A 17171-nucleotide genomic window follows, 5' to 3' on the forward strand; every position below is an offset into this window, starting at 1 on the left:
CGTCCATGGGGCAATCATATACGTGTCCCACAGGGTCACCCCCAGAACGATCGCCAGCACAACGACGCTCAGGGTCAGGACCACGCGGATCAGGGTGCGCAAAAGAGGCATCGGGGGCTCGGATCTTTCGTTACCGGCGCTTCAGACGTACCGGACCAGGAGACAGAGCATGCAGACATACAGCGCCAGGTCGAACAGCGCGACATGCCAGAACAGGCGCATGCCCCCACACCATGCCAGCACCGCGCGGATCGCGATGCTGGGCACCAGCGCCGCCAGCGCATAGACCGCGAGCGGCGCCAGAAACACGCCATGCAGGTTGAATTCGCTCAGCATCCCGCTCCCGCTACCCGGCCTGACGCCGCACGCGGCCCAGCAGCGGCGTATAGACCGGCACCGGCGCATCGAGCGGCCGATGCGCGTCCGGCATCTCCGGCGACAGTTGCAGCGGGCCGTGGCGATGGAAGAAACCGGGCACCGCCCGCAGGATATACGCCGCCTGTTGCAGGCAGGCGGCCCCCCGCCGCGCCGCCAACCCGTCCTCGCCCGGGCCGGCACGGCCCAGGATCGCCTGCGCCGCCTCCACCAGCCCGCGTGCCGTCGCTTCGGGGTCGCGCAGCAGACCGTCGAAGCCACGCAGCGCCGCGCGCATGGCCCGGGCATCCGCCGCGTCCAGCGCCGGCAGGTCCGCGATCCGCCGCGCCCGCACCACCAGCCGCCCCAGCGACACCGCCCCCAGCGCGGCATCGGTATAGGCCTGCCGCTCGGCCGGCATCACGCCCACCGACAGGCGCATCGCCAGCCGCCAGATCTTCTGGATCTGCAATCCTTCCCACACGATCCAGTTCTCGGGCGCCACAGGCAGCACCAGCGCCAGCCGCCGCACCGCCCGCGACAGCGAGCCCACCAGCCGCGCCGCATCCAGCCGGTCGTCGGGCGGCAGGATGACGCGAAAGCCCAGTACCAGGAGCGCACTGGCCACCAGAAAGGCCAGCCACGTATTGGTCAGCGCGATATCGTCGTAATGCATGGGATTGGACACATCGAGCATCGCGGCGAAGAACACGCCATAGCCGAACGCCCCGATCCCGTAGCGCGGGCTGAACTGCAACCATATGCCCGGCGCCAGGAACATACACAGCGCAAACCACAGCAGCGGAAAACCGTCGATGCGCGGCAGCGCCAGCATATGGCACGCAATCCCCGCCGGCACCGACAGCGCGGTGCCCGCCGCCATCATCACGCTGGAGCGCGAGGCCGAAGGCGTGGTCGCGACCAGGCTGGACGCCGCGACGATATACAGCATCAGCATCGGCCCGGCGCTCCAGTGCAGCACATACCACAGCAGCCCCGCCAGCAGCGCGATCACCCCGCCGCGCGCACCGTTGCGCAGGGCGGTCGGCCAGTCCAGGAACCAGCGCAGCCGCACCCGGCGCGGCATGGACGGCGCCACCAGCATCCGCACCACGGCATCGACCTGCACCAGCACGTCGCGCATATTGTCGATCGCCGACAGCATCGCGATGTCCTGCTCCGCCCGCTCGGCCGCCGCCAGCGCATCCAACGCGGTGCCCAGCACGGAGAGCACCGCGCGCGGATCGTCCATCCAGTCCGGCCGCCCCGTCAGCACCAGGATCTCTTCCATCAGGGACGCGACACGCTCGTGCAGGCCGCGCATCGGCGCCGCGTCGTTCTCCAGGTCGTGCCAGAGCGGATGATAGGTGGCGACCACGCCCGCCAGCCCGCTCAACCCCACCCGCAGCGCATTCACCCGGCGCGAGATCTCGTACGTATCGGCCGCCGCATATTCCACCGACGACATCAGCCCGTTGATCCGCGCCAGCAGCGCGCCCCGCCGGTCGTTCAGCGGCAACGGCAGGGTGCGGAACCCGCCCAGCACCACCGCATCCTTCGTCGGCGCGTCCGGCGAATGGCCGCCCGCATACTGGAAGCGATGAAATTCCATGGCATAGGCGATCACGTCGCGCACCATCTGCCCCACCTGCGTCATGACCCGGTCGGGACGGCGCACCGAACTGGCCATGAACACCACCGCCGTCGCGACGATGCCGACCGTCACCGCCGACAGCCGCGCCATGGCGCTGAGGAAGATACCGTCCGGATCGGCATAGGATGGCGCCGCGACGATCACGATCGTATAGCCCGTCAGCACGGCGGCATAGGCGCGGAACAGCCGCAGGAAGGTCGCGACCAGGCAGGCGAAGGCCACCGCCACCGCCAGCATCATCGTGTACAGCACCGGCGACTGCGCCACGACCGCCATCAGCGCGATGCTGATCGTGGCCCCCAGCAGGGTGCCGATGACACGCCACATGCTCTTGGCCATCAGCGCGCCGACCGTGGGATTGGCCACGATCATCACCGTCGTCACCGACGACATCGGGGATTCGAGCTGGAAGAAGAACGAGCAGGACAGGGCCAGCCCGATCGCGGCGAAGGTCCGCGCGCAGAAGGCCGCGCGCCCCACCGTCTCGCGCCACCGCGCATCGCTGGCCAGGAAGGCCGGCAGCATGCGTGAAGGGATGGTGATCGTCACGCCGCCTCGCCGCCATCGGGCATGTTGGCGGCCGGCGGCCGCGCGGCATTGGCCAGCACATGCTCCAGCCGCGCCACCAGTTCCACGATCTCCCCGGCCGGCAGGCCCTCCGTCAATTCGGCCTCCACCCGCGCCGCGATCTCGTGAAACGCGCGGCACTTGCGCCGCCCCGCATCGGTGATGAACAGGTTGTTGGCCCGCCGGTCGACGGAATCGGGCCGGCGCTCCACCAGCCCGGCCGCCTCCAGCAGGTCCAGCACCCGCACCAGCGCCGACGTATCGGTATCCAGCGCCGCCGCCAGCTCCCGCTGCGACGTGCCCTCCTGCATCATCATCAGATAGACCATGGGCCGGAAGCCCGCGACGGTCATTCCGGTCGGCTTCAGCTCCCGCTCCAGCCGAGTACGCCACACCGCACCCAGCCGCATGACGCGAAAGGTGACGGACATGCCGGGGAATGGGGATTCGTCGATATTCAGGAGCGCGCGCAGGCCCGTCGCCTGCGGCCTGTTTCCGTCGGTCATGCCTGCCGCTTACGTTTTCATCAAAATAATTGCCATGACCATTAATTGTATGGCCGCAGATTGTCCAGCCCCAAACGGCTTTCCCTTCACGGAAACGTTATTTTTTGCGATGTGACCGCGCTGCATCGTCTTCAAAGCTTCACATGAAAATCCGCCAATCTGGCGCCTATGAAAGGCGAAACCACACCGGCGACGAAAGAACAGCGATCCCGCCCATGTCTTTCCATGTATTTTCCCCCCGTTCCGTCCACGCCACGCATGGCCGCCGCCTGCTGCTCGGTACCACATTGCTGGCCCTGGGTGCCGGCCTTTCGGCCGCCAACGCCGCCCCGGCCGACACGGCGCCACCGGCCGTCACCCACCCGGCGCGCGCGGCGAAACCGGCCTCCGCCAGCCCGGCCCCGGCCGCCGAGCAGATCATCTCCACCGCCCGCCGCACCCGTTCGGAACAGAGCGTCGGCCATGTCGAGATGCAGCGCATCCTGCCCGGCATCAACCCGGTCAAGGCGCTGGAAATCCTGCCCGGCGTGGTGTTCGAAAATGCCGATCCCTGGGGCAATAACGAGCAGAATTCGTCGCTCTTCATCCACGGCTTCAACCAGAACCAGCTCGGCTTCACGCTGGACGGGGTACCGCTGGGCGATCAGGCCTACGGCAATTTCAACGGCCTGACCCCCCAGCGCGCCGCGATCAGCGAAATCATCGGCGCGGCCTCCGTCGCCACCGGGGCCGGCGCGCTGGGCACGGCCTCGACCAGCAATCTGGGCGGCACCCTGCAATTCCAGACGCAGGACCCGGCCCATCGCGCCGGCGGCCAACTGGCGCAGACCTTCGGAAGCTGGTCGACCTTCCGCACCTTCGCCCGCATCGACACCGGCGATTTCGGCAACGGCAATTCGGCCTATGTGGCCTGGGCGCGGCAGGATGCGCGGGCGTGGGATTTCGCCGGCCATCAGGGTGGCAACCAGGTCAACGCCAAGTTCGTCCATCAGGGCGACCATGACCGGATGACCGCCTTCTTCGACTGGTCGGACAAGATCGAACCGAACGAGGACGGCATCGTCGAACCCGCGGGCGGCTCGCTCTACAAGCGCCCGTTCATGTATCCGAACCTTCAGGAAGCCATCAATTATTACAACAATTCCGCGGCCTACAAGGCAGCCGGCCTGAATTACCGCAACTACTATTCGGCCGCCCAGCGCCAGGATTTCCTGGCCTACGCCACATGGTCGCACGATTTCTCGTCGAACCTGCATTGGGACAACCAGATCTACTACCATCACGATCTGGGCGAGGGCGTGGTGGCCGGCCCGATCACGGCGGCGGGCCTGCCGACCCTGTTCGGCGCCTATTTCCCCGACAACACGGCCTCCCAGCTCTCGCAGGTGTTCGGCGGAAGCGGCATGGCGACGCGCACCACCGAATATTGGGACAATCGCGGCGGGCTGCTCTCGACGCTGCGCTATCACCTGGGCCGGCACCATATCGAACTGGGCGGCTGGTACGAGCGCAACAACAACACGCAGGCCCGGCGCTGGTACCCGTTCTCGGCCACCAACCCCACCACGCCCTACGACCGGCAGCAGAACCCGCTGATCCACCAGTACACCAACTATTTCTACACCAATAGCTGGGTCACGCACCTGCAGGATTCCTGGCAGGTCTCGAAGCATTTCGCCCTGAATGCCGGTTTCAAGTCCGAACTGGTCTACACCAACGGCACGCTGCCGGTGGCGGGCCTGCCGGGTTCGCTGTCACCCAGGACGGCGATCACCGTGCCCGGCGGCACCATCGCCGCCGTCCGGCCGTTCCTGCCCGCGTTCGGCGCATTGTGGAACATCACGCCGAACGAGGAATGGTTCGCGAACATCCAGGAAAACATGCGCTCGTTCCAGGATGCCGGCTATGGCAACGCAACGCCCTGGGGCGTGACCAGCCAGCAGGCGTTCGACAATTTCCGCGAGCACGGCAAGCCCGAAACCGCCTGGACCTATGAGACCGGCCTGCGGACCAACCGCGCCCTCTCCTTCGGGCCGCTGACGCATCTCGGCGGGCAGCTCGAATATTACCACGTCCATTTCTCGAACCGCCTGCTGGCGGTCTCGTCCTCGCCCAACCTGGCCTCGATCGTCGGCAGCGCCACCATCCTGACCAATGTCGGCTCGGTCACGACCGACGGCATGGATTTTTCCTTCACCGCGCAGTTCGGCCCGCATTTCTCGTTCTACAACGCGCTGTCGTACAACAAATCCGTCTATAACGACAATTATTCCAACGGCACCACCATCGTCCCCACGGCGGGCAAGAATGTCGCCGGCGTTCCCGACTGGACCGAGAAATTCGTGGCCTCGACCGATTGGGGCGCCTTCAACGCCCAGTTCATCGGCGACGTGATCGGCCGGCGCTACACCACCTTCACCAACGACCTGCATGCCAGCAGCTACGCGCTGTTCAGCCTCAATGCCGGTTACACCATCCACGGCATCCCGCATGTGCGCGGGCTGAAAGTGCAGGGCAACATCACCAACCTGACGAACACGCGCGGCTGGTCGACCTTGAACACCTCCAACGCCTCGGGCCAGTATACCGCCTTCCCGATCGCCCCGCGCATGTATTTCCTGACCGTAAGCGCCCAGTTCTGAGGCTTCCCACGTGCTGACACGCAGAAACACCCTCTCCCTCATGGCGGGTGCCACGATCCTGGGGGGCTCATCGCGCGCCCGGGCGGCGGCATCGGTCGCGCCCCGGCCGCTGGTGTTCGCCCATCGCGGGGCCTCGGCCCTGCGACCGGAACACACGCTGGCCTCCTATGCCAAGGCGATCGCCGACGGCGCGGATTATATCGAGCCCGATCTGGTACCGACCCGCGACGGCGTGCTGGTCGCCCGCCATGAAAGCAACATCGCCGGCACCACGGACATCGCGACCCGCCCGGAATTCGCCTCCCGCCGCCGCACGCTGACGATCGACGGCAAGGCAGAGACCGGCTGGTTCACCACCGACTTCACCCTGGCGGAACTCAAGACCCTGCGCGCCCGCGAGCGCCTGCCCACCATCCGCGCGCAGAACACCCGCTATGACGGGCATTTCGACATCCCGACCTTCGAGGAGGTGATCGATTTCGTCGCCGCCGAAGCCGCCGCGCGCGGCCGGACGATCGGCCTGATCCCCGAAATCAAGAATTCGACCCATTTCCACGCACTCGGCCACACGCCGGAGGAAACCTTCCTGCGCGTGATCGCGGCGCACGAGTACACGCGCTACGCCCCGCTGGAGGTCCAGTCCTTCGAGACCACCAACCTGAAGATGCTGCATGGGCGCGTGCAGGCCATCAACCCTCAGGCCCGGCTGATGTTCCTGATGGGCGAGCGGACCGAACGCGCGCCCGACCTCGTGGCGGCCGGCGCGCGCACAACCTTCGGCGACCTGATGACACCGGACGGCCTGCGCCAGGTCCGGGCCTACGCCGACGCCATCGGCCCGTCCAATACCGACCTGATCCCGCGCGACGCCTCGGGCGCATGGCAGGCACCGACCAGCCTGATCGACGACGCCCACGCCGCCGGCCTGCTGGTCCATTCCTATACCTGCCGGCCCGAAAACCGTTTCCTGCCCCGCCAGCTCCGCAACGACGCGGGCGACGACGCCCGCAACCCCGAAGGCTCGATCGCCGAAATCCGGCGCTATCTGGATCTGGGCCTGGACGGCTTCTTCACCGACGACCCCGCTCTCGGCCGCCGCGCCGTCGACGGCTGATCCGGTCGGGCGCCCGAGAGCCTGACCGAAAATGCGGGCTGGCGCGCGAGAGCGGCCCAGAGGGCCGCGCCCGGCGTGTGTTGCCGAGCATCGGAGCGGAGTGGCCTTGATGGCCATGAGCACCGAAGCACAGGCAACGCGCGCTGGATCGCCGCCAGCGCGCATTTTCGGTCAGGCTCCGACGGATCAGGCCCTGCCTGAAGCACTCCCCGCCCTCTCGGGCGCCGGCGCGCGGGGCCGGGCCGTGGCGCCGGGCTCTTCCCCCCGACCGGACCGGGTGCGCAGCCGCCTGCCCGCCTGCCGCAGCGCGCTGCGATGGGCGGCATGAATCTGTGCCGGCGTCAGCGCGACCCCATCGGACCGTCCCGCGTTGGACACGGGCGACACGGAGGCTGCTTTTCCCTCGGCGGATGAAACCGACATGACGATCCTCCTGCTCAAGGTGCCCCGGCAACGGGCCGGAACGGCTTGGCTCATCCATATAGGGTGCGCATGCGGCATTTTAAGGGCGGGTGCCCCTGAACGGGCGTATGGCGGCCTTGCATGACGGGCGGATTTCGTACTGAAATCGAATCATCCCGTCCCTCACAGGACGCCCCCCCAGGAGCCTCGCGCCGGCCGCAACCCACCCCTCGGGCTGCAACGCCAGGCACCCGGCACCGTTATCACTGTTCGCGCCACCAGCCGGCAAACCATTGACACAGCCCCTTGAATCGAGCCCGCATGCCCGTGCCCCCGCATTCCTTCGTCCACCCCGCCAAGCATGGCGCCCCCCGCCCCACCGCCACATTGCCCGGTGGGCCACGCACGACGCTGCAATGCTGGGCCCAGGGCGCGCTGACATTCGGCGTGATCATACTCACCCTGTTCATCCTCGGGCGTTTCCGCTCCGCCCTGTTCTGGGGCGGCGTGCTCGCCATCGTCTGCTGGCCGCTGCTGACGAGGCTGCGGCGGAAATGGCCGTCGCCCCACGCCGCCACGATGGCACCGGCCGCCATCGTCCTCGGAATCGCGCTGGTCTTCATCATACCCTCCGCCGTGCTGATCTCGGCCGCCGCCGGCGAGGCCAGGCAAGGCGCGCAATGGGTCCGGCAGGCCACCGAACAGGGCATCCCCGCCCCGGCATGGCTCGACCGCCTGCCCTGGGGCCGCGCACAGGCCCAGCATTGGTGGCAGACCAACCTGGCGACCGCCGACAGCGTGCATGAGCTGATGGACCGCCTCCGGCCGGAACATGCCCTCGCAACGGTGGAACAACTGGGGCACGACCTGGCCAACGGGCTGGTCATCATGGGCTTCGCCCTGCTGATCCTCTTCTTCTTCCTGCGGGTGGGCCAGCCGCTCGTCACCCGGATCGACCTGCTGGTCTGGCGCCTGCTGGGCGCGCGGGGCGGCATGGTCCAGCGCCAGATCGTCGGCGCCGTGCGCGGCGCGCTGGCCGGCCTGGTGCTGGTCGGGCTGGGCGAAGGTGTGCTGATCGGCCTCTCCTACGTGCTCGCCGGGGCACCGCAGCCGCTGCTGCTGGGCATCTTCACGGCGCTGGCCTGCATGATCCCGATGGTGGGCGGCTTCGCGCTGGCCCTGTGCGTGCTGGCCATCCTCATCAAGGGCAGCAGCCTGGCGGCCGCCATCGGCGTCGGCCTGTTCGGCACCATCGTGCTGTTCCTGGCCGATCATTTCATCCGCCCGGCCCTGATCGGCGGCTCGATCAGGCTGCCGTTCATGTGGGTGCTGCTCGGCATCCTCGGCGGGCTGGAAAGCTGCGGCCTGCCCGGCCTGTTCATCGGCCCGGCCGTGATGGCCGTGGCCCACCTGCTCTGGCGCCTCGGCTCCGGCCGCGCCGCGCGCCCTCTCCCCGACGGGGTCGGGGCAATTCGGGTGGTGAATAGTCGCGAGGAGTGAGCGGAGGGCTGACGCTTCTGTTCTTTTTTTGAAAAAAGAACCAAAAAAATTCTGATTCGTTCAGGTTTTTTTGCAGGGACATACGATTCCCCAAACGAATAAAAGTCTTTTTGCTTCTTTTTCTTCAGAAAAAGAAGGCTCAGGCTCTACACGCGATGGGGTAAAAACAGGATCACCCCCGCGCCGCACAGGCACAGCGCGGCGCCGATCAGGTCCCACCGGTCGGGCCGCACCCCCTCGGCCCCCCACAGCCACAACAGCGCCGAGACGATATAGATCCCGCCATAGGCCGCATAAGCCCGCCCGGCTTCCGACGCATCGACCCGCGTCAGCAGCCACGCGAACAGCACCAGCGCGCCACAGCCCGGCACAAGCCAGACCGGCGACTTCCCCATCCTGAGCCACGCCCAGAAGGCGAAGCACCCGGCGATCTCCGCCAGCGCCGCGCCGATATAGAGGATAATCGATTGCATGTTCCGACCTTAACAGCCGGGGCCGGCCGGCGGTAGGGAACCATTCCGGCCAGGTCCTGGACCTGCCGCGCGAAACCCTTGCCGATATTGTCCATTCCGCCGACGGGCTGGAACATCGTCGTCTGCATGTCGAGCTATTCAGGAAAGGCCAGCCACTGCGCCAGGCCGGACGCCATCACCTCGGCACGCGGCGCCGGGGTCGAGAAGGTCGGCGCCCCATCCATACCGGCTCCGCGCGCCTTGTCATATCCCCGGTGCTGCGACGACCGCGCACCGGCACGCCACACGCCGTCATCGTCCAGATTGGCCCAGGTCGCGACGGAGGAGAGCACATGCGCCCGCTCCTCGGGCGTCACGATATCATCCAGCCGGTGCTGGTTGATCGCCCTGGCCAGCAGTTCCGCCGTGTATCCCGAGAAATCCGCCGCGAATTCCCGATAGCGCAGGCGCTTGCCGCCATAGGTCTGCGAGGAATGCAGCCAGGCATTGTGGTTGAGCTGAATGAACGGCTCCAGCGCCACGCCGAACTTCCGGCAGTAATAAAGCAGCCCCTGATGATGGTACGGAATACGCCACGGCCCCGGATTGATATAAGTGCCGGGAGAAAAACCGACCATCTGCGTGGCACCGCCCAGTTCCGTCACGGTATCGCCATCGTGCAGCGAGATATTGCGCCCACCCGCCCGGTTCTGGAATTCGAGCAGCCGCACCGCATAGCCCGCCTGCCGCAATTCATACGCGGCCAGCAGCCCCGCCAGACCGGCCCCCAGCACCACGACACGCGTGCCCGGCTTCGCACCCGACAGTTTCGGTGGGCTCTTGAAATCCGTGCCCATCGCATGACCCATACTGGTCATCGCCTGATAAAGCCCGGCACTTCCGGCCAGAACCCCGATTTTTGTCAGAAGCTGCCGGCGCGTCTGTGCCTGAAAGCCGGACTCTCCGGTCATTGGTCATCCTGCGCTTGTCTGGGGGAGGCCGTCCTGAAAATGCCACGATCGGGGCCGGCATATGGTCCTGCGCATCGCAGCGGCGGAACATCCTGCCGGGCGGCCGTTACAAGCGCGAAAAGACGCGCAGACCATGCCGGCGGCAACTTTTTCAAAACCGCCCGAAACAAAAAATGCCGCATACGCGGCATGAATTCCAGAACGAGGATGGATACCGGAATCGCTTCCGGTATCCATGCCGTTTTCGTCAGAACGTGGCGTTCAGACGGCCATAGTAGTAACCACCGGTGATCGGCACCTGCAGCGAGAACTGGTCGTAAACCTGGGCACCGTAGGAGTTGACATCCTGCGAGACCTTGCGGGGACGCACGTTGAAGACGTTGTTGGCGCCGACGGCGAAGTGCAGGTGATCGGTGAACTGATACCCGATTTCGATATCCGTCAGCCAGCGCGGCGTATTCTTGAACTCCTTGAAGCAGGTGTTCGAATACTGGATCGAACCACCACCCGAACACATGATGTTGGAATTCGACCAATCCGTATACTGCATCATGTCGGTCGTCTGGCCATAGCGGGTCTGGCGAACGTTCACGTCCAGCTTGCCCACCTTGTAGTAGGCATTCAGGATGATCTTGCTGCGCGGATAGGCCGTGGTGATGTAGCCGACATTCTGCGCGTTCAGGATCTCCGACCCGTTCGGGGCGATACCGTTATGATGCAGGCGCGTCCGGTTCAGGTCCAGCGCCATGCTCAGATCGAGATTGCCATACTGATGCAGGTGGAACGCATAATCTGCCTTGATGTCCAGGCCCTGCGTGCGGGTGCTGGCACCGTTGGTCAGGTAATAGGCGCTGTCCTGCGACGTATCGTCCAGCGCCGGACCGGCCAGCGTATAACCCATCGCCTCGATCGCCTGCACCGCCAACGGACCGGTCACGGTACCACCACCGACGATCCGGTTGCGCAGGTTGATCTGGTAGACGTCGGCCTCGACATGGAACCCGTTGACGGGCTCAAGGACGATGCCACCCGACGCGCTGACCGACTGCTCAGGCTTCAGCGGCTGGGCGCCCAGCGCACGGGCCGCCGCCGAATCAACCGCCAGCATGCCGGCGGCGCTGGAGGGGCCGACATTCATCGCGCTGTAATGCTGCTCGGCCAGGGTCGGCGCACGGAAGCCGGTGCTGATCGTGCCGCGGATCGCGACGCGACGCGAGAAATCGTAGCGGGTCGAGATCTTGCCGTTCTGGGTGTTGCCCACGTCGGTGTAGTGCTCGAACCGGCCGGCGAAATCCAGGTCCCAATGCTTGGTCAGGCGGAAGTCACCATCGATATAGGCGGCGAAGATGTTGCGGTTCCAGTTGCCGGCGCTCTGCGGGCCAAGGCCGGCATAGCCCTGCGTGCCGCCCAGCTCATAGGAGTTCGGGTTGCCCGCCGTGATCTGGTAGGTTTCCATACGGTGCTCGCCGCCCACCGCCAGCGTCATGGGGACGACGTTGCCGATGTTGAAATGACGGCGGAAATCCAGATTGTTCGTCCACTGCGCCATGCGGTACGTTTCCGCCAGCGTCGAGGTCGGCGAGTAACCGCACCCTTCCGAGGAATAATAGGGGCTGCTCGGATTGGTCGAGCAGGTCGCGGCGAGCATACCAGTATTCGCGGTGTTCTTGTTGCCGATCTTCGTGCCGTCGGCACCGTAGGTCGAGCTCGCATCCCAGTCCCAGTCGCCGAACAGCTCGGCGCCCTTCAGGCCCATGGTCACGGCGTAGTCATTTTCCTCGTTCGTCTCGCGCGGCGAGAAGCCCGACGGATAGATCGACGGCGCGCGGGTCGGGATGCGGTAGTTCTCGTACGCCTCGCCATGACGATGCGCATAGGTCAGGTTACCATAGAACTGCAGGCGGTCACCGATGATGTCCTTGCCCCAGTCCATCCCGAAATTCTCACGGGTTTCCTCGGGGCGGCCCATGATATGGTTGGAATCGGTGGGCACGTTCAGCGGACCGGTATAGTTGGCGCCCGTATAGGCCCCCACCGGTGCGGCGCTCAGCGGCAGCAGGCGATGATCGGTCGCCGGCGCCACGAAGAAGTCGGTGTGATAGACCTGACCGCTGATATGCAGGAAGCCATCATTTCCCCACTTGAAGCCGGCATCGCCATTCACCTGATACTGCCATGCCTGGCCGCTATAGGCGTTCGCGCCGGTCGTGGCGCTCAGGTTGTAGCCGTGATCCTGCTTCTTGGTGATGATGTTGACCACGCCGGCGATGGCGTCCGAGCCATACATGGCCGCCGCGCCGTCTTCCAGCACTTCGATATGGTCGATCATGTTGGACGGCAGCGTGTTCAGGTCCGCGCCGGTCGAACCGAACTGCGGACCGGAATCGGCAACGATGTTCGCAGTCACATGGCGACGCTTGCCGTCGACCAGCACCAGCACTTCGTTGGGGCCCAGGCCACGCATCTGGATGGACTGCGTCAGCGCTGCGGAATCCGCGGCCATGGCGACCACGTTGATCGACGCATAGGTCTTGGTCAGCGCGTCCGACAGGTTCATCTGGCCCGAACGGGCCAGCGTCGCCGCCGTGACGACCGAGATCGGCGAGGAGCTCTGGCGCGCATGGCGATGGGTGTCATGGGTGCCGGTCACGATCACGGCTTCGCCCGAATCAGGCGGCGCATGATAGACAGGCTCGACAACCGGGGCGACCCGCGCGGTCGGGGCTGCGGCAGCCGGAGCCACCATCGCCTTCGCGGTGGAGCGGGCAGGCGCACTGACCCCCTTCTTGGCCTTCGCCGTGTGGCGATGAGTGGCCGTCGACGTCCCGGACGTCGTAGCCGTTTGCGCCACCGCAGCGGCGACGTCGAACTGAATGGCAAGAATCGTGGCCGCGATAAGGCTTCGCCTCAGGGTCATAGACTTAACGTGCTCCCGCGAACGTCGTTACTTTACCGCTACATCAGGAGACGGAAAGCGACCTTAATTCAATACAAAATCATAACCACCCATAACGAATTCGGAATGTATGACATTTTTATCACAATCACCGTGCCGGCGGACCGCCAACGCGACAATATATTGATATAACACGATAATTTTATGATATTTGGAACACACTCTCAGGAGACCCCGTCGCCGATCCGCCTGATCTCCCACGATTTTCAAGGGCAGGCTCAGCCCTTTCCGAATCGTTCCATTCAAAAAACATATAACATCCAGACCCAAAATGGGGATGCCGCACGCGGACAATCCGACCACCCGCATCCCCGGTCCGGCGATTGCATCGCCGGCGCACCTGTCGTGGAATAGCAACGATCCACCTACCCCAGGCGCCTGCCGAACGAAGAAGGACGTATCATGAACCTCGCACAGGATGTCTCGGTCATCGGCGCCATCTCCGCCTTCTGGCTGGTCGCCATGATCGTCCCCGGCCTCGATTTCCTGCTGGTCACCCGCCTGGCCATGATGAAGGGCCGCATGGCAGCACTCCGCGCCACACTGGGCATCGCGACCGGCGTCGCCGCATGGGGGCTCGCGGGCTTTTTCGGCATCCGCGCACTCTTCATCGCCTCGCCCTGGCTCTACACTCTCCTGAAGGTCGGCGGCGGCCTGTACCTGTTCATCCAGGGCGCCCGGCTGTTTGCCGGAAGCTGGAAGAACGCCCCCGCCGAAGACCAGCCCGCCAATCCCGCCTTCGCGACGACCCGCGCCTTCCGCATGGGGCTGCTGACCAACCTCGCCAACCCCAAGGCGCCCATCTTCGTCTCCAGCCTCTTCGCCGCCGCCCTGCCGCAGCATGCCTCCATCGGCCTGGGCCTGACCTGCGTGGGCACGATGTTCGTCATCGCCGTGGCCTGGTTCTCGCTGGTCGCCACGGTGCTGAGCCTGCGCCACGTCTCGCGCGCCTTCCTGCGGCTGCGCCACTGGATCGACCGCGCCTCGGGCCTCGCCTTCATGGCGCTGGGCATCCGCTTCGCGACGGAACGGACGGTGTAGCGTTGCTCTCTTCTTTTTCTGAAGAAAAAGAAGCAAAAAGACGTTCATCCGTTCAGGGCCATTGTCAGCCGCACGCACAAGGCTCCTGAACGAATCAAGTTTTCTGGTTCTTTTTTCAAAAAAGAACCGTCTCCCATTTCAGACGAACATGCCGCCCGAAATCTCGATCCGCTGCGCATTGATCCAGCGATTCTCCTCCATCAGCAGCGACGCCACCGCCGGGCCGATATCCTCCGGCTGACCGGGCCGGCCCAGCGCCGTCACACTGGCGATAAAGGCGTTGACCTGCTGGTTGTCGCGCACCGCGCCCCCGCCGAAATCGGTCTCGATCGCGCCCGGCGCCACCGTGTTGACCGCGATCCCACGCGGACCAAGCTCCTTCGCCAGATAGCGGGTCAGCACCTCGACCCCACCCTTCATCGCGGCATAGGCCGCATATCCCGGCAGGCTGAACCGGGCGAGACCGCTGGACAGGTTCACGATCCGCCCGCCATCTTCAATCAGCGGCAGCATCGTCTGGGTCAGGAAGAACACACCCTTCAGGTTGATGTTCATCAGCCGGTCGAAAACCGCCTCCGTCGTCTCGGTGAATGGCGTGTTGATGCCGATGCCGGCATTGTTGACCAGGAAATCGAAACTGTGGCGCCTCCACACCACCTGCAGCGCCTGCCTCACCTCCTCCGCGAAGGCCGCAAAACCGCTCACATCGCCGGTATCGAGGCGCAGCATCACCGCCCGGCGCCCCAGCGCGGCGATCGCGGCCGCCGTGGCATCGGCTTCGTCCCTGTTGCTGTGATAGGTGCCGATCACGTCCACGCCCTTGCGGGCCAGCGCGATCGCCATGCTGCGCCCCACCCCCCGGCTGGCGCCGGTGATCAGGGCAATCTTCGTGCCGTTCGTCGTCATGGTGCCGATCCTTTCCAATCGCCTCGAAGGATCTCAGGATCGCACTTTATCCCATCCCCATAATCGGCCATTATTCGCGATCACTATCCGGCGGAGGCGAACAATGGACCGCATCGACACCATGCGGGTATTCGCAAGGGTGGTGGAACGGCGCAGCTTCATCCGCGCGGCGGAAGATCTCGCCCTGCCCGCCTCGACCGTGACCGATGCCATCAAGGCGCTGGAGGCCCGGCTGAAGGTCCGGCTGCTGCACCGCACGACGCGGCAGGTCCGCGCAACCCTGGATGGCGAGGCCTATTACCGGCGCTGCCTGAGCATCCTCGAAGAGATCGAAGAGGCCGAAAGCGCCTTCAGCGGCACCCGCCCGCGCGGGGCGCTGCGCGTCGATGTCCAGGGCGCGCAGGCACGGCGCCTCATCGTGCCCGCCCTGCCCCGCTTCTTCGCCGAGTATCCCGACATCACGCTCTTCCTGAGCGAGACCGACCGTTTCATCGACCTGATCGGCGAAGGCGTCGATTGCGCATTGCGCACCGGCACGCCGAAGGACAGCGACCTGATCGCCCGGCGCATCGCCCTGCTGCCCGAAATGACGGTCGCCTCACCCTTCTATCTGGACCGGTTCGGCACGCCGGAACGATGGGACAGGCTGGAGGGGCACCGCATGGTCGGCTTCCATTCCTCCGCCACCGGCGGCGTGCTGCCACTGGAATTCATGGTGCGGGACACACGCCGCACGGTGATGCTGCCATCGGTGCTGACGGTCAACGGCGCCGACACCTACAAGGAAGCCGCCATACAGGGGCTGGGCCTGATCCAGGTGCCACGCTACGCCGTCGCGCGCGAACTGGCGGCCGGCACCCTGGTGGAATGCCTGCCCGACACGCCCCCCGCCGCCTCGCCCGTCCATGTGCTCTATCCGCGCAACCGCCAGCTCAGCCCCCGGGTCCGCGTCTTCATCGACTGGGTGGCGAAGCAATATGCCGGACACGCCTGAAAATCGGGCGGCGCAGGCCCGCCTTCCATGCTCCGAAGCACGCGCCGGCACGCCACCCGCCCCACCGTCAGGTGACGGAGCGCAGATCCACCATGATCCGGTTTTCCTCGTCCCACAGCACGTTGATCCGCGCCTCCCGAATCCCGTCCCGCCAGGTCAGGACCTTCACGTCCTGGAAGACGGCATGCGCATCGTGACACGCCACCAGACGATAATTGGGAATGCCGGGGGCCGCGTGATGCACATGGTGCGTGCCGATATCACCGGTAAACCAGCGCCAGACCCGTGACAGACGCATGAACGAGCAGCCGGTCAACGCGGCCTCGAAACTGTTCCATTGCGGGTTCTGCGCCCATTGCACCCCTTCGAACTTGTGCTGCACCAGAAACAGCCAGACCCCGATCACGGCGGCGGGATAGATCACCAGGACGCTGACCAGCGCCACGAATTTCAGCCCGACGAACCAGGCCAGCGCCCCATAGCCGAACAGCAGGCACAGATTGGTCAGATAGACCCCAAGCCGCTCCCGAACCCAGTGACGCGGCGTGTCGAACGCAATCCGGTAGACGATGAAGAAAATGAACGGAGGCATCAGGAAAACGCTCAGAATCGGATTCTTGCTGATCCGATACAGCGCCTTCTTCAGCTGCGTCATCTTCCGATATTCGGCCACCGTGATGCAGTCCGAATACAGGTCCGACAACCGCCCCCGCGTGTCCATATTGTTCCACGACCCATGATGCAGCCCGTGATGCTTCTTCCAGTGATCATAGGGCGTCAGGGTCAGCAGCGAGCAGAGCCGTCCCGCCAGGTCATTCGCCCACCGGCTCCGGAACAGCGAACCATGGCCGCAATCATGCTGCAGCACGAAGGTGCGGATGGACAGGCCGGACGCCAGCGGCGCCAGCAGCAGCACCCCCCACCAGCCATGCATCAATCCCGCATAAAGCAGAACATAGCACACCAGGAGCAGGCCGATGGTCGAGACGAGCTGGAAAAGACTGATCCCGAGATGACCGCCCTGATATTGCCTGATCGACCTGATTGCGTCATCGGAATAATCTGAAGCCGCCAGTCTGTCCGCTGCACAATGGTTCATAGATATTCCGAAA

Annotated in this window: 13 protein-coding genes and 2 pseudogenes; 5 read left to right on the forward strand and 10 right to left on the reverse strand. The window is 65.3% G+C overall.

The features are described 5' to 3' along the window. From HLH29_RS12720 to HLH29_RS12735, 4 genes and pseudogenes are all read right to left on the reverse strand, one after another. Nucleotides 1-111, reverse strand: a pseudogene (locus HLH29_RS12720) (efflux transporter periplasmic adaptor subunit); the annotation flags it as partial. Between the two features lie 30 nt (nucleotides 112-141). Next, a complete protein-coding gene (locus HLH29_RS12725; RefSeq protein WP_182967379.1) occupies nucleotides 142-336 on the reverse strand; it encodes a DUF1656 domain-containing protein in 195 nt (64 codons plus the stop codon). A gap of 10 nt (nucleotides 337-346) precedes the next feature. Further along, nucleotides 347-2533: an FUSC family protein gene (locus HLH29_RS12730; RefSeq protein WP_182967494.1), complete on the reverse strand. Its 2187-nt coding sequence runs from the start codon at nucleotides 2531-2533 to the stop codon at nucleotides 347-349. Nucleotides 2534-2553: 20 nt separating this feature from the next. Beyond that, the gene (locus HLH29_RS12735; protein ID WP_182967381.1) at nucleotides 2554-3081 is read right to left on the reverse strand and encodes a MarR family winged helix-turn-helix transcriptional regulator; all 528 of its coding nucleotides are present in this window, start codon (nucleotides 3079-3081) and stop codon (nucleotides 2554-2556) included. A 215-nt stretch (nucleotides 3082-3296) separates the two neighbouring features. Here HLH29_RS12735 and HLH29_RS12740 point away from each other — a divergent pair, with 215 nt between their 5' ends. Beyond that, nucleotides 3297-5723: a TonB-dependent receptor gene (locus HLH29_RS12740; protein WP_182967383.1), complete on the forward strand. Its 2427-nt coding sequence runs from the start codon at nucleotides 3297-3299 to the stop codon at nucleotides 5721-5723. Nucleotides 5724-5763: 40 nt separating this feature from the next. Then, nucleotides 5764-6837 (forward strand): glycerophosphodiester phosphodiesterase family protein, encoded by a 1074-nt coding sequence (locus HLH29_RS12745; protein ID WP_182967496.1) that lies wholly within the window; start codon nucleotides 5764-5766, stop codon nucleotides 6835-6837. 186 nt (nucleotides 6838-7023) lie between these two features. Here HLH29_RS12745 and HLH29_RS12750 read toward each other — a convergent pair whose 3' ends face one another. Further along, complete coding sequence (locus HLH29_RS12750; RefSeq protein ID WP_182967385.1) at nucleotides 7024-7260, reverse strand: hypothetical protein; 237 nt, start codon at nucleotides 7258-7260, stop codon at nucleotides 7024-7026. A gap of 300 nt (nucleotides 7261-7560) precedes the next feature. Here HLH29_RS12750 and HLH29_RS12755 point away from each other — a divergent pair, with 300 nt between their 5' ends. Further along, complete coding sequence (locus HLH29_RS12755) at nucleotides 7561-8739, forward strand: AI-2E family transporter (RefSeq protein ID WP_182967386.1); 1179 nt, start codon at nucleotides 7561-7563, stop codon at nucleotides 8737-8739. Between the two features lie 146 nt (nucleotides 8740-8885). Here HLH29_RS12755 and HLH29_RS12760 read toward each other — a convergent pair whose 3' ends face one another. From HLH29_RS12760 to HLH29_RS12770, 3 genes and pseudogenes are all read right to left on the reverse strand, one after another. After that, complete coding sequence (locus tag HLH29_RS12760) at nucleotides 8886-9212, reverse strand: YnfA family protein (RefSeq protein ID WP_182967388.1); 327 nt, start codon at nucleotides 9210-9212, stop codon at nucleotides 8886-8888. Nucleotides 9213-9262: 50 nt separating this feature from the next. Beyond that, a pseudogene (locus tag HLH29_RS12765) lies at nucleotides 9263-10162 on the reverse strand (flavin monoamine oxidase family protein); the annotation flags it as partial. Nucleotides 10163-10409: 247 nt separating this feature from the next. Continuing rightward, on the reverse strand, nucleotides 10410-13079 hold the full coding sequence (locus HLH29_RS12770; protein WP_182967391.1) for a TonB-dependent receptor plug domain-containing protein: 2670 nt from the start codon (nucleotides 13077-13079) through the stop codon (nucleotides 10410-10412). A gap of 441 nt (nucleotides 13080-13520) precedes the next feature. On the opposite strand from HLH29_RS12770, the gene HLH29_RS12775 reads away from it, so the two are divergent. Then, nucleotides 13521-14159, forward strand: a complete 639-nt coding sequence (locus tag HLH29_RS12775; RefSeq protein WP_182967393.1) for a LysE family transporter — start codon at nucleotides 13521-13523, stop codon at nucleotides 14157-14159. A gap of 138 nt (nucleotides 14160-14297) precedes the next feature. Here HLH29_RS12775 and HLH29_RS12780 read toward each other — a convergent pair whose 3' ends face one another. After that, complete coding sequence (locus HLH29_RS12780; protein WP_182967395.1) at nucleotides 14298-15065, reverse strand: SDR family NAD(P)-dependent oxidoreductase; 768 nt, start codon at nucleotides 15063-15065, stop codon at nucleotides 14298-14300. A 103-nt stretch (nucleotides 15066-15168) separates the two neighbouring features. Here HLH29_RS12780 and HLH29_RS12785 point away from each other — a divergent pair, with 103 nt between their 5' ends. Then, nucleotides 15169-16059 (forward strand): LysR family transcriptional regulator, encoded by an 891-nt coding sequence (locus tag HLH29_RS12785; RefSeq protein ID WP_182967397.1) that lies wholly within the window; start codon nucleotides 15169-15171, stop codon nucleotides 16057-16059. A 67-nt stretch (nucleotides 16060-16126) separates the two neighbouring features. Here HLH29_RS12785 and HLH29_RS12790 read toward each other — a convergent pair whose 3' ends face one another. Then, a complete protein-coding gene (locus tag HLH29_RS12790; RefSeq protein WP_182967399.1) occupies nucleotides 16127-17158 on the reverse strand; it encodes a fatty acid desaturase family protein in 1032 nt (343 codons plus the stop codon). Between the last annotated feature and the right edge of the window lie 13 nt (nucleotides 17159-17171).

The organism is Gluconacetobacter tumulicola, assembly GCF_014174215.1.
Classification (GTDB): Bacteria; Pseudomonadota; Alphaproteobacteria; order Acetobacterales; family Acetobacteraceae; genus Gluconacetobacter; species Gluconacetobacter tumulicola.

What these genes read in the sequence shown, in the direction of transcription:
- HLH29_RS12725 (WP_182967379.1), bottom strand. Translation starts at nt 336, where the DNA reads ATGCTGAGCGAATTCAACCTGCATGGCGTGTTTCTGGCGCCGCTCGCG.
- HLH29_RS12730 (WP_182967494.1), bottom strand. Translation starts at nt 2,533, where the DNA reads ATGCTGCCGGCCTTCCTGGCCAGCGATGCGCGGTGGCGCGAGACGGTG.
- HLH29_RS12735 (WP_182967381.1), bottom strand. Translation starts at nt 3,081, where the DNA reads ATGACCGACGGAAACAGGCCGCAGGCGACGGGCCTGCGCGCGCTCCTG.
- HLH29_RS12740 (WP_182967383.1), top strand. Translation starts at nt 3,297, where the DNA reads ATGTCTTTCCATGTATTTTCCCCCCGTTCCGTCCACGCCACGCATGGC.
- HLH29_RS12745 (WP_182967496.1), top strand. Translation starts at nt 5,764, where the DNA reads ATGGCGGGTGCCACGATCCTGGGGGGCTCATCGCGCGCCCGGGCGGCG.
- HLH29_RS12750 (WP_182967385.1), bottom strand. Translation starts at nt 7,260, where the DNA reads ATGTCGGTTTCATCCGCCGAGGGAAAAGCAGCCTCCGTGTCGCCCGTG.
- HLH29_RS12755 (WP_182967386.1), top strand. Translation starts at nt 7,561, where the DNA reads ATGCCCGTGCCCCCGCATTCCTTCGTCCACCCCGCCAAGCATGGCGCC.
- HLH29_RS12760 (WP_182967388.1), bottom strand. Translation starts at nt 9,212, where the DNA reads ATGCAATCGATTATCCTCTATATCGGCGCGGCGCTGGCGGAGATCGCC.
- HLH29_RS12770 (WP_182967391.1), bottom strand. Translation starts at nt 13,079, where the DNA reads ATGACCCTGAGGCGAAGCCTTATCGCGGCCACGATTCTTGCCATTCAG.
- HLH29_RS12775 (WP_182967393.1), top strand. Translation starts at nt 13,521, where the DNA reads ATGAACCTCGCACAGGATGTCTCGGTCATCGGCGCCATCTCCGCCTTC.
- HLH29_RS12780 (WP_182967395.1), bottom strand. Translation starts at nt 15,065, where the DNA reads ATGACGACGAACGGCACGAAGATTGCCCTGATCACCGGCGCCAGCCGG.
- HLH29_RS12785 (WP_182967397.1), top strand. Translation starts at nt 15,169, where the DNA reads ATGGACCGCATCGACACCATGCGGGTATTCGCAAGGGTGGTGGAACGG.
- HLH29_RS12790 (WP_182967399.1), bottom strand. Translation starts at nt 17,158, where the DNA reads ATGAACCATTGTGCAGCGGACAGACTGGCGGCTTCAGATTATTCCGAT.